The sequence below is a fragment of the Desulfoluna sp. CLI2B genome (assembly GCF_056847375.1).
Genome location: NZ_CP186557.1, coordinates 3,466,313 through 3,479,343, shown reverse-complemented (window position 1 = coordinate 3,479,343; position 13,031 = coordinate 3,466,313). Strand labels below are relative to the sequence as shown.

Annotated in this window: 13 protein-coding genes; 11 read left to right on the top strand and 2 right to left on the bottom strand. The window is 59.5% G+C overall.

Annotated elements, in window-relative coordinates; genetic code table 11:
• Positions 1 to 293: 293 nt before the first annotated feature.
• Complete coding sequence (locus tag ACOYW2_RS16445) at positions 294 to 1,172, top strand: flagellar basal body-associated FliL family protein (RefSeq protein WP_482767209.1); 879 nt, start codon at positions 294 to 296, stop codon at positions 1,170 to 1,172.
• Between the two features lie 13 nt (positions 1,173 to 1,185).
• Here ACOYW2_RS16445 and ACOYW2_RS16440 read toward each other — a convergent pair whose 3' ends face one another.
• On the bottom strand, positions 1,186 to 2,103 hold the full coding sequence (locus ACOYW2_RS16440) for a hypothetical protein (RefSeq protein WP_482767208.1): 918 nt from the start codon (positions 2,101 to 2,103) through the stop codon (positions 1,186 to 1,188).
• A gap of 214 nt (positions 2,104 to 2,317) precedes the next feature.
• Between ACOYW2_RS16440 and ACOYW2_RS16435 the strand changes: the two genes are divergently transcribed.
• A complete protein-coding gene (locus ACOYW2_RS16435; protein ID WP_482767207.1) occupies positions 2,318 to 3,361 on the top strand; it encodes a PAS domain-containing protein in 1,044 nt (347 codons plus the stop codon).
• A 66-nt stretch (positions 3,362 to 3,427) separates the two neighbouring features.
• On the opposite strand, the gene ACOYW2_RS16430 is transcribed toward ACOYW2_RS16435, so the two are convergent.
• Positions 3,428 to 4,048 carry an FmdE family protein gene (locus ACOYW2_RS16430; RefSeq protein ID WP_482415488.1) on the bottom strand — a complete coding sequence of 207 codons (621 nt, stop codon included), beginning with the start codon at positions 4,046 to 4,048 and terminating at the stop codon, positions 3,428 to 3,430.
• A gap of 262 nt (positions 4,049 to 4,310) precedes the next feature.
• Between ACOYW2_RS16430 and ACOYW2_RS16425 the strand changes: the two genes are divergently transcribed.
• From ACOYW2_RS16425 to ACOYW2_RS16385, 9 genes are all read left to right on the top strand, one after another.
• Positions 4,311 to 4,895: a helix-turn-helix domain-containing protein gene (locus ACOYW2_RS16425; RefSeq protein WP_482415489.1), complete on the top strand. Its 585-nt coding sequence runs from the start codon at positions 4,311 to 4,313 to the stop codon at positions 4,893 to 4,895.
• 146 nt (positions 4,896 to 5,041) lie between these two features.
• A complete protein-coding gene (locus ACOYW2_RS16420; RefSeq protein WP_482767206.1) occupies positions 5,042 to 6,226 on the top strand; it encodes an aconitase family protein in 1,185 nt (394 codons plus the stop codon).
• On the top strand, positions 6,223 to 6,747 hold the full coding sequence (locus ACOYW2_RS16415) for a 3-isopropylmalate dehydratase small subunit (protein ID WP_482767205.1): 525 nt from the start codon (positions 6,223 to 6,225) through the stop codon (positions 6,745 to 6,747). The genes ACOYW2_RS16420 and ACOYW2_RS16415 overlap by 4 nt, the downstream gene beginning before the upstream one ends.
• A 104-nt stretch (positions 6,748 to 6,851) precedes the next feature.
• Positions 6,852 to 7,292 carry a phosphoribosyl-ATP diphosphatase gene (locus ACOYW2_RS16410; protein ID WP_482767204.1) on the top strand — a complete coding sequence of 147 codons (441 nt, stop codon included), beginning with the start codon at positions 6,852 to 6,854 and terminating at the stop codon, positions 7,290 to 7,292.
• A 56-nt stretch (positions 7,293 to 7,348) separates the two neighbouring features.
• Positions 7,349 to 8,200 (top strand): ATP phosphoribosyltransferase, encoded by an 852-nt coding sequence (hisG, locus tag ACOYW2_RS16405; protein WP_482415493.1) that lies wholly within the window; start codon positions 7,349 to 7,351, stop codon positions 8,198 to 8,200.
• 88 nt (positions 8,201 to 8,288) lie between these two features.
• Entirely contained in the window at positions 8,289 to 8,678 is a 390-nt protein-coding gene (locus ACOYW2_RS16400) for a hypothetical protein (protein WP_180143703.1), read from the top strand.
• Complete coding sequence (gene thiD / locus ACOYW2_RS16395) at positions 8,675 to 9,481, top strand: bifunctional hydroxymethylpyrimidine kinase/phosphomethylpyrimidine kinase (RefSeq protein WP_482767203.1); 807 nt, start codon at positions 8,675 to 8,677, stop codon at positions 9,479 to 9,481. The genes ACOYW2_RS16400 and thiD overlap by 4 nt, the downstream gene beginning before the upstream one ends.
• Before the next feature lie 224 nt (positions 9,482 to 9,705).
• Complete coding sequence (rlmD, locus tag ACOYW2_RS16390) at positions 9,706 to 11,100, top strand: 23S rRNA (uracil(1939)-C(5))-methyltransferase RlmD (RefSeq protein ID WP_482419111.1); 1,395 nt, start codon at positions 9,706 to 9,708, stop codon at positions 11,098 to 11,100.
• Positions 11,101 to 11,608: 508 nt separating this feature from the next.
• Positions 11,609 to 12,943 carry a KamA family radical SAM protein gene (locus ACOYW2_RS16385; protein WP_482767202.1) on the top strand — a complete coding sequence of 445 codons (1,335 nt, stop codon included), beginning with the start codon at positions 11,609 to 11,611 and terminating at the stop codon, positions 12,941 to 12,943.
• The last annotated feature ends 88 nt before the right edge of the window (positions 12,944 to 13,031 follow it).

The window sequence follows — 13,031 nt, the reverse complement described above, 5'->3', positions numbered from 1 at the left end:
AAGCGATGCGAGGGGTGTGGGTATGGTCTTGGAAAAACAAGCAATTTGCTTGTGGTGTGTGGGGTTTGTGTTCCTCTGTGGGGAAGGCTGGAATATCTGGATGTCATCTTCTGTGTTTCTTTTGAAGGAACGATGAGGCCGCATAGGGTCCTCTCCGGGGGCTCTCGGTGTTTTTATGCGTTTTATCAGGGCCCGGCCAAGTCGTTAAAGTTTTATGCGGGATGGGCGATAGAAGGAAGAGCGGGGCATATGCCCCCACAACAGATCAGGATGCCTTGGGAAAGGGTAAGGGTATGAGAAACGGATTCAAGCAAGGGGCAAAGCGGGTGGTGCTGGTTTTGCTGGCCCTTGCTTTTTTGGCCTGCGACAAGGAACCCCCGGAGCGAGAGATGGTTGTGGGGCCGTGGAAGGACACCATTGCCAGTTACCATAACATCATCTCTTTTCGGGCCAACGGGACCTTCGGTATCCTGCGGCTGGTGGAGGGGCAGCACTCCAAAATTGACGAGAAAGCGGACAGGGCAAAGGTGGAAGGCAAGTGGAAACTGCTGCCTCCGGAGATGGAAGGGGACCCCCTGCTCCTGATCATGACCCCTGAAATGGTTGTGGGCGATACGCCCTGGGAGGTGGACACTCCGGTAACCTATCTGATCGAACGGTTGACCCGCAATAGCATTTTCCTGCGTCCCTCAGGCGGTGAGCGCATTTCCTGGGATCGGCTGCGCAGCACCAAGGCGCCTGAGGAGGAGGGCGGGGTGCCCCTGACACAGATTCCCACCGGCCCCCTGGTGGTGGGGCTCACCAAGGAGCGCATCAATGAAGAGAGCCGGTACCTGTGCGTGCAGTTGAACTTGAGCGTCAACGACGTGGAGGTGTTGCCCTATGTGGAGCCCGATGGCGAGTCGGCTGACGGAGCATACCGCCTGCATCCCAGCATTCTTGAGGCCCTAGTGCTTCACATGAGTCGGCTCACCTATAGAGAGGTGCGCAGTTTGAAAAGGTTTGAAACCGTGTTGGCGGATTTTAAACGGCTCCTCAAGCCGTATCTCGGTTCCCACCTGCAGGAGATCAAGGTGATCCGGGTTCAAATTACCTCGACCCGCGAGGGCGTAAGCGAGTTTGTGGGCAAGTATGCCCCGAAAAAGGTGGCACCACCCGAGGCCGGCACCTGATCCCGGTGCATCCTCATTCTTTCTTTTCGGAAGGCGGCTTCATCCCCGCCATGGCATTGCCCATATCCTGCATGATCAAAAAGAGGGCGTCGTCCAGGCGCTCGGAGATCATGTCCCGGGGTGCGGGACGAGCTTCTTCCGGCTTTTCACCGGTCCATTCGGACAACACATCCAGCACTTCATGTTCCCAGAACAAGACGATTTTCCAGTGGAGCTGCTCCTCGTAGAGGCTCACCTGGTCCACTGTTCGCTGAAGCAGGGTGTTTATGACCCCTGGATAGGCGGTGCACATCTGATCCACGATGGTATGGCCTGTGTGGGTGTCCACGCAGGTGACCTGGAGATTCGGGCCCCCGGGCACGGCGCTTCGCATGGGCGTACAGGTAATCTGGAGGCGTTCGGTTCGCCAGGCCAGGGCGTCGGCAACGGATTGTTCCGCATAGGCCGCGTAGGTTCTGGCGGTGCCGTTGCACAGGGACCAGAGGTAGGCCGCCCCGGGGATGCTGGTGGCGTAGGCCATGGCGTGCAGCTGGCCCAGGATGGCCAGGTGAAGCACGGCCATGGGGGCAAACAGGGGCAGGCGTTCAATCCGTTTTTCGGCTGTGGCGTCGGGAAGAAAAAAGAGGGGACGGTTTGCTTCAAGGATGTCCAGGGCCTTGAGGAGCCGCGTTGCGTAGGGCTCGGTCTCATCCTTGCCTGAGCCCAGCAGAAGGGATCCCATGGCCTGCAGGGCAGGGGTGAGTTCGTCGAGTTGACGTGAGGCGAGTTCCTCGTTGAGGATGCCTTTCATGGGGCGCTTCATCGCGTGCCAGAAGGGCAGGGCTTTGTCCGCGAAGAGGGTGTCCGTGAGGCGGGGCAGGGCAGACGGCGCCAGCCCGGAGCCATCCGAAACGGAACGGGCCAGGGTTTTTAGAGATGTTTCGACGGGCATGGAACCTCCTTGGGTAAGGGGGTGCACGAAAGAGGGGGAAGGGGGGAAGCCGCAGGGGGCTTCGGGGCGCATGGCAGGGGGTGGGGTTTTTTCAGGCTTATGGATTATGTTACTGTATTGGTCACCCGATGTCCACTGCCCCGCATAGCGGAAACAGATGGGGGCGCATCGGTGGGTGCCGCCCCTCTTGGCGGGCAACACATGGGAGGTGGAGATGATGAGCTCGGCTCTGTTTCATCTGTTTTTGTCATTTATGTCGGTGGTCTTGTGGCTGCTGATCCTGGGGATTTTTCTTCGGAAGGCGGCGGCGCCCAAACTGAAGGGGCGTTTTTTTCTGTTTCTGAACGTCATTTTGATCATCGACGCCGCGCGGTCCGTGTTCGAGAGCTTTTACTTCGGGATGGTGCACACGTCCCGGGCCGGCCTGCTGCCACCGGGTGTGGAGGCATATCTCATGGCCCCGGCGCACATTACGATTCCCAAGCTCGTAAACCTTTCGGCCGCAGCATCCATTCTTTTGCTGCTGGCCTTTCGTTGGTACCGCGATGAAGAGCGGGAGGCCCGGAAGCAGGCCCTTCAGATTGACCGCCTGAAGAGCATTGAGGAGAAGTACCGGAACCTTTTTGACAACATGACCGGCGCCTACGCCATGGGGGAGATGATATACGATGGGGCCGGTGCCCCCGTGGATTTTCTCTATGTGACTGTGAATCCTGCTTTTGAAGCGATGTTTTCCATGACAAAAGACGCGGTGGAGGGAAGGCGGCTTTCCGAGGTGTTTCCCGGCGTGGACCAGGACGAGTCCGGGTGGCTGGCCCACTTTGCCGAGGTGGTGAAAACGGGAGAAGGGAAAACCCTCAAGGAGTATTCGGATGCCCTGGACATGTGGTTTTACATCAACGTGTTCCATGCCGGTGGCGAGCAGTTCGTCACGGTGTTTACCGACATCACGCCGTTGATGGAGGCCGAGCGCCTCACCGGGGCCCTGGCCCTTGCCGGGGCCGCCAGCCATGAGCTGAGCCAGCCCCTTCAGGCGGCCCTGGGGTATGCGGAGCTCATGGAGCTCAAGGCAAGGGGCCTTGAGGGCGGCGAGGCCCTCTGTGAAACCGCGGACCGGTTTTCGGATCAGGTGGAGCGCATCAAAGAGATCGCCGCCCAACTTCGGGGTGTCTCCAGATACCGGACCAAGGGGCACGCCGGAGGCACCCCCATCCTCGACCTGGCAGGAAGCGTGGAGTCCGGGAAAGACGATGGGTGAGGGCTCCTGGCGGATGAGGCCGTCTCTCGATATGATGGCTTAAGGCTTTTCTGACCTGAATAGTTCTTATAAGGCCCCCTCGGCGCAGGGGCGGCAGAGGAGCGTCTCTCCCCTTTGGACCATCTTGGTCTGCATGGTGAGCTCGCCGCATACGGCACAGGCCACAGACGGGGCCAGCTCCGCAAAGGCCGGCTCGGGGATGGCTGCGTCGGTGATCTCAAAGACCTCGCCCACGGGCTTTTGGAGGAGGTCCACGGTTTTCATGAGTTTCTGCTGTTTTTTTTCATCTGCCGTGGCCGTCCCTTCCGCAAGTTTTAGCTCCAGTTCCTCAAACACCTCCGGATCCCGTCCCGTATAGGCATACGTGCTTTTGCGCGAGAACCGGAACCCTTTGCCTGCCTGGCGTGAAAACACGGTGTACACATTTTTCCCGATGTTGGTGATGGTGAGGTTGCCCTTACCGGCCGTGGTCCCCAGCAGCACCTGCAGGGCGTCCACTGAGCAGGCGTCGTTTTCGCTGATGGCCACCAGTTCTTCGTCTTCACTGCGGTCCTCGCCCAAAAGGCGAAGGGATTCCACGGCCACCAGGTAGCCGTAGACAAGGCCCGGGCAGAGGTGTCCGTGAAAGTCGATGCAGGGCTTCAGGGTGTCGGGCAGGGGCAGGTGGGCGTAATGGGTATGGTTCATGGGGGCCTCGCATGATGGGTTGGGTGCGCCGCGCGGCGCATGAAGGTCATGGTTGAAAAAGTACTTAAGCACCGGGTGGGATCCCAGAGGGAGCTGCCCGCTGTGCATTTGACACTATACTCAAAGGCTGTCTGGTATGTCAAAAGCGGTGCTGAGCCACACCGAAAACAGGTGGACCTTAAGGGCGTTGCATGGGGCCTGCCCGGAAAAGGGTTGACAGGTTGGGTGGGGTGACTTTATAAATGCTTCAGGAGGTGCAGTATTGATAAAGTCAGAGCCTAAACACCAATTCGGGGGCAAGTTGCGAGCGGTCAGGGAGCGTCGGGGTGTTACCCTGAAGCAGGTGGCCGGCCGGGCCGGCGTGAGCGAGAGCCTGGTATCCCAGATTGAGCGCAACAAGGTCTCCCCGTCCATCGACACCCTTCTTTCCATCGCCGACGTGCTGGGGGTGGATTACGAATACCTTTTCAGCGACTACCGCAAGAAGGGCAAGGTCGATATCATCCGTGCTGCAGAGCGCAGCGTCACCCGGGACGGCCAGGTGACCATGAGCCGCCTCTCCGTGCGGGAGGAGATCCCCGGGGAGCACACGGTGGAGGCCTTTATGCTGGAGGTTGCGCCCGGTGGCCAGACCGGGGACCTGGAATACGGCCACGCCGGTCGGGAGTTCGGAATCATCCTCGAAGGAGAGGCCGAGCTTCTCTACGGGGACGACACCTACACCGTGGCCAAGGGGGACACCGTCTCCTTTGCCTCACGGATTCCACATATATTAAAGAATCGCGGCAACGCGACGCTGAAGGCTGTCTGGATCGTTTCACCGCCCAGGCAGGCCTCGCACAAATAAGAGATCGCATATGAACCAGACATCTTCCGGAGGAGATATGGGAAAGACAATCGCGGAGAAAATTTTTGAATCGCATCTTGTGGACAACCCGTCCGGCGACATCCAGGTGATCTGCCGCACGCGCCGCTGATGAAATCACCACGCCCGTGGCCATCACGGACCTTGAGGCCCGCGGCATGGATCGCGTTTTTGACCCGTCCAAGATCAAGGCGGTCATCGACCATGTGACCCCGGCCAAGGACTCCAAGACGGCCATGCAGGGCAAGATCCTGCGCGAGTGGGCCCTGCGCCACGGGATCATTGATTTCTTCGACATCGGTGACAACGGCGTCTGCCATGCCCTCTTTCCGGAGAAGGGGTTTGTGCGACCCGGGTACACCATCATCATGGGAGACTCCCATACCTGCACCCACGGTGCCTTCGGTGCCTTTGCCGCCGGTGTGGGCACCACGGACCTGGAGGTGGGTATCTTAAAAGGCGTCTGCGCCTTTCACGCGCCCCAGACCATGAAGGTCACCATCACCGGCGACCTGAAGCCCGGTGTCTACGCCAAGGACGTGATCCTGGACGTCATCGGAAAGCTCGGGGTTAACGGCGCCACCAACCGCGTCATTGAGTTCACCGGGCCGGTGGTCTCCGCCATGAGCATGGAGGCCCGCATGACCCTGTGCAACATGGCCATTGAGGCCGGGGGCACCTGCGGGATCTGCGCGCCGGACATGACCACGGTCTCTTACCTCTGGCCCTTCATCAAAGACGAATTCCCCTCAAAGGAAGCGGCCCTGGAGGCATACAGCACCTTTACCGCCGATGCCGACGCCGAGTACGCCGAGGAGATGGTGGTTGACGTGAGCGAGCTGGTTCCCATGGCCACCTTCGGGTACAAGCCCGACCAGGTGAAGCCCATCGCCGAGATGGCATCGGAAAAAGTAGACCAGGTCTACATCGGTTCCTGCACCAACGGGCGTATCGAAGACCTGCGCGTGGCCGCCGAATGCGCCCGAAGGGGGCACATCGACAAGAGCGTGCCGTCGGTCTGCCACCCCGGCCGTGTACAAGCAGGCCTTGAAAGAGGGCATCATCGAGATCTTCATGGACGCGGGCTTTTGCGTGACCAACCCCACCTGCGGGGCGTGCCTGGGCATGAGCAACGGGGTCCTGGCCGAAGGGGAGGTGTGTGCCTCCACCACCAACCGCAACTTCAACGGCCGCATGGGCAAGGGCGGCATGGTGTACTCGACTGCGCAAGCTCGCATCGGCTGAACTGGCCACGGCCCTTACCGGCGTTATCACCAATTCACACATCTTTACGGGCGGGGAGTAAGCCATGAAATCATTCAACGGAAAAGTCCTGTTTCTGGATCGGTCCGATATCAACACCGATGAAATCATACCGGCTCGGTACCTCACCGAGATCACCAAGGAAGCCTTGAAACCCTACCTCCTGGAGGACCTGGAGCTGGAAGGCTTTGACCCGGAAAGGGACGTTACGCCCACCGGCGCGGTGGTAACCCGCGCCAACTTCGGGTGCGGCTCCTCCCGCGAGCACGCTCCCTGGGCCTTTGAGGTGAACGACATCAACATCGTCATCGGGGAGAGCTTTGCCCGGATCTTCAAGCAGAACATGTTTAACTGCGGCATGATGGCCGTGGAGCTGCCCGCAGAGGTCCTGGACGATCTCATGGCCCGGTTTGCCGGCAAGGAGACCGACCTGGTCACCGACCTGGAAAAGGGTGTGTTCCGGTTCTCCGCAGACGGCGAGAACCTTGAGGTTCCCTTTGAGATCTCCGAGTTCGACCGCGCCCTGGTGGGAGCGGGCGGCTGGGTCGGCTACGCGGATACAAATTACTGATCCGTGACGCTCGGTTCCTCTTTTGAGGCATCGGGTACCTTTTTTGAACGATAAGGGGAGGGCTGCCCTAAGGGCGGCCGTCCCCTTTTGTTTGGGGAAAAAAGGTGCTATGGTCTCAATTTGCCGGAATCCGCAGGGGAAAGAGCCCCTCAGGCGCCATGTCCGTGGTGGCTGACTGCGGAAAACATGTGCTGAATGCCCGTCCCCCCATGCGCTGGTCGGGAAGTGTTCCGGCCTTTTTCATGCGCATCATCATGACAACAGATCACGAGATACACTCCATGAAACGATTTGAAGAGCTCTTTGCGGAGCTGAAGAAGAAAGTGGCGGCCGGCGATCCCGATTCCGGGACCGTCAAGGAGCTCCATGCGGGAAAGCACGCCATCGGAAAAAAGGTCATCGAAGAGGCCGGTGAGGTCTGGATGGCCGCCGAGTACGAAGGCAAGGAGAAGACTGCCGAAGAGATTTCCCAGCTCCTCTACCATCTCCAGGTAATGATGATTGCCTGTGACCTGGAACTGGAGGATGTCTACAAATACCTGTGATGGCCTTTCCGCCCGCCGGAGCGCATCACGTCAGTTGAGTTAAGGAAAACCGTCAGATGTTGAAAATAGCACTTCCCAACAAAGGATCCCTGTCTGAAGAGTCCCGGGCCCTCATTTCCGAAGCCGGGTACAATTGCCGCCGTTACAGCCGCGAACTCAAGGTTACGGATGTGGAGCACCAGGTGGAGTTTATCTTCCTGCGTCCCCGAGATATTGCGGTCTACGTGCAGAGCGGGATCATTGACCTGGGCGTCACCGGCCGGGACCTGGCCATGGACAGCGAGTCCGAAGTCGATGAGCTGCTTCCCCTGGGCTTTGGCCGTTCCAAGTTCTGCTACGCCGTGCCCGAAGAGAGCCTGCTGACCCCGGAAGGGTTCAACGGCAAGCGCATCGCCACGTCTTATCCCGGCATCGTGGGCCAGGACCTCAAGCGTCGCAATATCGATGCGGCCATCATCAAACTCGACGGCGCCATTGAAATTTCCATCAACCTCGGGGTGGCCGACGCCATTGCCGATGTGGTGCAGACAGGGCGTACCATGGCCGAGGCCGGGCTCCGCATCAGTGGTGAGGCCATCATGTCCTCCGAGGCTGTGCTGGTGACCCGCAAGGGCCGTGAGGAGACCCTCACCTCCCAGGAGATGATGTTCATCGAGCGTCTCAAGGGCATTGTGGTGGCCCGTCAGTACGTCATGGTGGAGTATGACGTGGCCGGTGAGGCCCTGGAGAGCGCATGCGCCGTGACCCCCGGTATCGAAGCCCCCACCGTGGCTCCTCTCAGGCGGGAAGGGTGGTTTGCCGTTAAGGCCATGGCCCCCAAAAAGGACCTCAACACCATCATGGATCACCTGGTGGAGGTGGGCGCCAAGGGCGTCATCGCGACGGATATCAGGACCTGCAGGCTTTAGGGCCTGCTCTTAAACACTTCGTGGATGCCGCTCATGGGTGGTGGGGGCCGAACACGATTCTCATGTACAAGCAGACAGGACGTGCGCAATGGTCTTTATCTCGACAATGCTGGCCCTGCTCGTGGCGTCTCATTTCGGACGGCAGGGGTTGATTTACGGGTTTATCCTCGGGATCTCCATGGAAGTGGTGAACCTGGTGGTCTCCGCCCGGGTGGTGCGCAAGGCCGAAGAGAACACGCGGACCCGCTACATGGGCCTCCTGGAAAAAAAGAAAGACCGGGAGAAGCTCCTGGAGGGGAAGTGTGAATCCCTGACCCGTGAGATCGACACCCTGGACCGCCAGGTCAAAGAGCTTGAAGAGAAGACCAACGGCTACATGCACCAGGTGACGGAAAACGAAAAGGTCATCGACAAGCTTCGCCGGGAAAACGAGAAGCAGGCCAGGCTCATCGACGCCGCCGGGAACCGGTTGCCATGACGCCGCTCAGGGTGCTTACCATTGCAGGCTCCGACAGCTGTGCCGGGGCGGGCCTCCAGGCCGACCTCAAAACGTTATCGGCCCTGGGCTGCTATGCCATGACCGCCGTCACCGCAGTGACGGCCCAGAATACCCAGGGGGTGAGCCGGGTGATGCCGGTTCCCCCGGACATGGTCCGGGCCCAGGTGGAGGCGGTCCTCTCCGATGTGGGGGTGGACGCCGTTAAAATCGGGATGCTGGGCACCCCGGGGAACGCCGGGGTGGTCGGAGAGATCCTTGAGACGATCAAGGGGGTGCCGGTGGTTCTGGACCCCGTTATGGCCGCCCAGAGCGGAGACGGGCTCAATGCCCGGGAGACCCCCCGGGCCCTGGTGACCCATGTCATGCCCCGTGTGACGGTGATGACCCCCAACATTCCCGAGGCCGAGCGGCTCACCGGCCTTGAAGGCGGCTCTTCAGGCGGCATGGAAGAGGCGGCCCGAAGGCTTGTGGACATGGGGTGTGCCAATGTGCTTCTCAAAGGGGGGCACTTTGGCGGGGGCGTGTGTCCGGACCTTCTTTTGGAAGGGGCCACCGGTGCGGTGACCCGATTTGAAGGACCCCGCATCGAGACCCAAAACGATCACGGCACCGGCTGCACCCTGGCCTCGGCCCTCGCCGGGTACCTTGCCCGGGGCCTCTCCCTTCCCGAAGCTGCGAGACAGGCCAAAGCCTATATTACCGGTGCGTTGAAGGGCGCCGTATCCCGGCAGCTCGGGTCAGGGCACGGGCCGTTGTACCACTTCTTTTCCGGGGCCCGGTGAGGTGTCCTTTCTGGGGAGCTGTTCGGTTCCCCGTTGCTTCGATGTTCCCATCACGATCCCTTTCGGATCGAAAAAACTTGCCAACATTTGATGACATCGGATAGTATATCCAGCTTCGCACTCGGTACGAAAGGGTGACGTGTGCCCGAAATTTGCTGGGGGCTCGTCTGAGTATCGGAATTTTCAGGGCTTTTGTGAAAGCCAAACAAGGGTAGTGTTGCATTATGGCGGTAAAAAAAGGTGAAGTGGTCGACATAGCGGTCACCGATATGGCTTTCGGTGGGCGTGGTCTTGCCAGGGTGGACGGCATGGCTCTTTTTATCGACGGCGCCGTGGCCGGAGACAGGGTTCGGGCGCGGGTCTTCAAAAAGAAGAAGAGTTTTGCCGAAGCGCGGACGCTGGAGCTTCTGGAGCCGTCGGAAAACCGGGTGGAACCCCGGTGTGAATACGCTTCCTGGTGCGGCGGCTGCAAATGGCAGTTCCTGGACTACGAGACGCAGCTTGCCTACAAGCGCGACCACGTGGTGGAGTCTTTGGGGCATATCGGCAATATTCACGACGTGACGGTGCACCCCACCCTGCCGTCCAAGCACCTGTTCGGGTACCGCAACAAGATGGAGTTCTCCTGCTCGGACAGCCGCTGGCTGCTGCCGCACGAACTCAACGACCCCGACATTGAAAAGGGGCTGGGCATCGGACTCCATGTCCCCGGCACCTTCAGCAAGGTCATCGACATCAAGCAGTGCCATATCCAGCCGGAGACGGGAAACCGCCTGCTGGAGAAGGTGCGGCAGTACATCAAGGCCTCGGACCTGCCTGTCTACGGCCTGAGAAGCCACGAGGGGTTCTGGCGGTTCGTCATGCTGAGGCACTCCTACCACGAAGATCGCTGGATGGTGAACATCGTCACGGCCGAAGACCGTCCCGATGTGGTGCAGCCCCTGGCCGACGAGCTTGTGGCGGCATTTCCCGAGGTGGCCTCCGTGGTCAACAACATCACCAGCCGAAAGGCCGGGGTGGCCGTCGGGGAGACCGAAAAATGCCTGGCGGGCCAGCCTTTCATCACCGACCGGTTGGGCGAGTACACGTTCAATATTTCGGCCAACTCCTTTTTCCAGACCAACACCCCCGGGGCAGAGGCCCTGTATGCCACGGTGGAAAAATTTGCAGGCCTTACGGGCACCGAGCGGGTCATTGACCTCTACAGCGGCACGGGGACCATTCCCATCTGGCTCTCCAAGGGTGCCGCCGAGATCACGGGCCTTGAGATCGTGCCCAGCGCCATTGAGGACGCCAACGAGAACTGCCGCCGAAACGGGGTGGAGAACTGCCGGTTTGTGCTGGGTGATATCCGTGAAGCCCTTCCCGGGGTGGATGTGGAGCCGGATGTGATGATCATCGACCCGCCCCGTGCCGGTATGCACAAAGAGGTGGTCCAGCGCGTCGCTGAGTTGAGCCCGGAGCGTATCGTCTATGTCTCCTGCAACCCGGCCACCCTGGCCCGGGACCTTGAGATGCTCAAGGCACAGTACGAGATCTGCGAGGTACAGCCCGTGGATATGTTTCCCCACACCTTTCATATCGAAGCGGTGGCCCGCCTGGAAAAACGACGGAGCTAACCGGGAAAACGGGAGCGTGCCCACCTTCACGTTTCAGGGCCCTTTTTGACGGGCAGGCGTTCACGGCGCCTGCCCCGACCGCAGGGGTTACCCGTTTTTCCCGGCAATAAGATCAGGACATTGAGTGTTGGGCGTCATCTGGTCGCCCGTAACGACCCGGCTGAGGTGTATGCCTCAATTTTTGCCGTGAAGCCGCCGTTTGAAGCTGTGCCCGATTCCGGAAAAGGATGGGTGGGCTATTTGTTTTCGGGGCGGTTGGGTCGGTGATTCGCGACGCCGGGAATCGCGTCGCAAAGGGCTTTCCGCCGATAGCGAGGCGATGGGTCGGAGGAATTGACAAATTCCTTAAAATTTATTATATTATGGCGTTTACGAGAAAAAATAAAATGAATTGCGGGGTGACGGGAGGTAGTCATTAAGCGACTATGTTTGATTTCCGTTAACACACAGAAAAAGGAGGATAAACTTCCGAACTTCCGCAGGAATAGAGTAGGCATAAGGAGGTCTATTGAGCAAACTTACTATCAAACCCAAAAGCTATAAAGCGTTTACGACCCGCAATATCGATACAATTCCACAGTTTGAAGCGCTTCCCTCCGAGATTCACGACGCCGTTCAGGTCGTTTCGCGCGTGATGCCCTTTCGGGCAAACAACTATGTGATTGACGAGCTCATCGATTGGAGCAACCCGGAAGCGGATCCTATCTTTAAGCTGGTCTTTCCCCAGAAGGGGATGATGGCCGTTGACGATTACGACGCCCTTGCCGCGAAATGCGCAGCCGGTGAGCCCGAAGCGGCCCTGCGGGCAGCGGCCAGGAGCATTCAGCTGAAGATGAACCCCCATCCCGCGGGTCAGATGGAACTCAACGTGCCCAAGTGTGATCTCGGCCAGTCCATCAACGGCATCCAGCACAAATACAAGGAGACCGTCCTCTTTTTCCCCACCCAGGGGCAGGTGTGCCATGCGTATTGCACCTACTGCTTTCGATGGGCCCAGTTTGTCGGGGTGGATGATCTCAAGTTCGCCTGCGGCGATCCCCAGGCCCTGGTGGACTATCTCAACGCCCACCCCGAGGTTACCAACGTCCTGTTCACCGGTGGCGATCCCCTCATCATGACCAGCAAGATCCTGCGTCGCTACGTGGAGCCCCTTCTTACGCAACGTCCCGGCAACGTTCGGTCCATTCGGTTCGGTACCAAGGTCCTTGCCTACTGGCCTTACCGATTCCTGACGGACAAGGACGCCGATGACGTCATGGCGCTCTTTGATGAAATCATTGCCGCCGGCTTCCACCTTGCCATCATGAGCCATTTCAGCCATTCCAGAGAGCTGGAGACCGATGCTGTTGAGGCCGCGATTTCACGCATCCTTTCCACCGGCGCCAACATCCGTTGCCAGGCTCCGCTGATACGTCATATCAACGACGACCCCGAAGTGTGGCGTGCCATGTGGGAAAAGCAGGTTTCTCTGGGGGCGATTCCCTACTACATGTTCGTGGAGAGGGACACAGGGCCCAAGGAATACTTCAGCGTGCCCCTGGCCGAGGCGTACCAGATCTTCACAGAGGCCTACAGCAAGGTGTCGGGCCTGGCCCGTACCGTGCGGGGCCCCTCCATGAGCGCGACCCCCGGTAAGGTGCTTGTGGATGGCATCGCCGAGGTAGGGGGGCAGAAGCTCCTTGCCTTGAAGTTCATCCAGGCGCGGGACCCCGAGTGGGTCAACAAGCTCTTCTTTGCCGAGTACGATGAAAAGGCCGTGTGGCTCGACGGGCTCAAGCCTGCCTTCGGTGAGCAGCGGTTCTTCTTCGAAAAAGCAGGGTTAAGCTCACTGCGCATCGCTTAAGGGCTATGCCCTGATAAAACAAAAAGCCGATCCCCATCGCCTGAAGGCGATGGGGGTCGGCTTTTTTTGTGCAAAAATCGGGGGCCCG

Coding starts and splice junctions, on each gene's coding strand:
- ACOYW2_RS16445 (WP_482767209.1), top strand. CDS start 294: ATGAGAAACGGATTCAAGCAAGGGGCAAAGCGGGTGGTGCTGGTTTTG.
- ACOYW2_RS16440 (WP_482767208.1), bottom strand. CDS start 2,103: ATGCCCGTCGAAACATCTCTAAAAACCCTGGCCCGTTCCGTTTCGGAT.
- ACOYW2_RS16435 (WP_482767207.1), top strand. CDS start 2,318: ATGATGAGCTCGGCTCTGTTTCATCTGTTTTTGTCATTTATGTCGGTG.
- ACOYW2_RS16430 (WP_482415488.1), bottom strand. CDS start 4,048: ATGAACCATACCCATTACGCCCACCTGCCCCTGCCCGACACCCTGAAG.
- ACOYW2_RS16415 (WP_482767205.1), top strand. CDS start 6,223: ATGAAATCATTCAACGGAAAAGTCCTGTTTCTGGATCGGTCCGATATC.
- hisG (WP_482415493.1), top strand. CDS start 7,349: ATGTTGAAAATAGCACTTCCCAACAAAGGATCCCTGTCTGAAGAGTCC.
- ACOYW2_RS16400 (WP_180143703.1), top strand. CDS start 8,289: ATGGTCTTTATCTCGACAATGCTGGCCCTGCTCGTGGCGTCTCATTTC.
- thiD (WP_482767203.1), top strand. CDS start 8,675: ATGACGCCGCTCAGGGTGCTTACCATTGCAGGCTCCGACAGCTGTGCC.
- rlmD (WP_482419111.1), top strand. CDS start 9,706: ATGGCGGTAAAAAAAGGTGAAGTGGTCGACATAGCGGTCACCGATATG.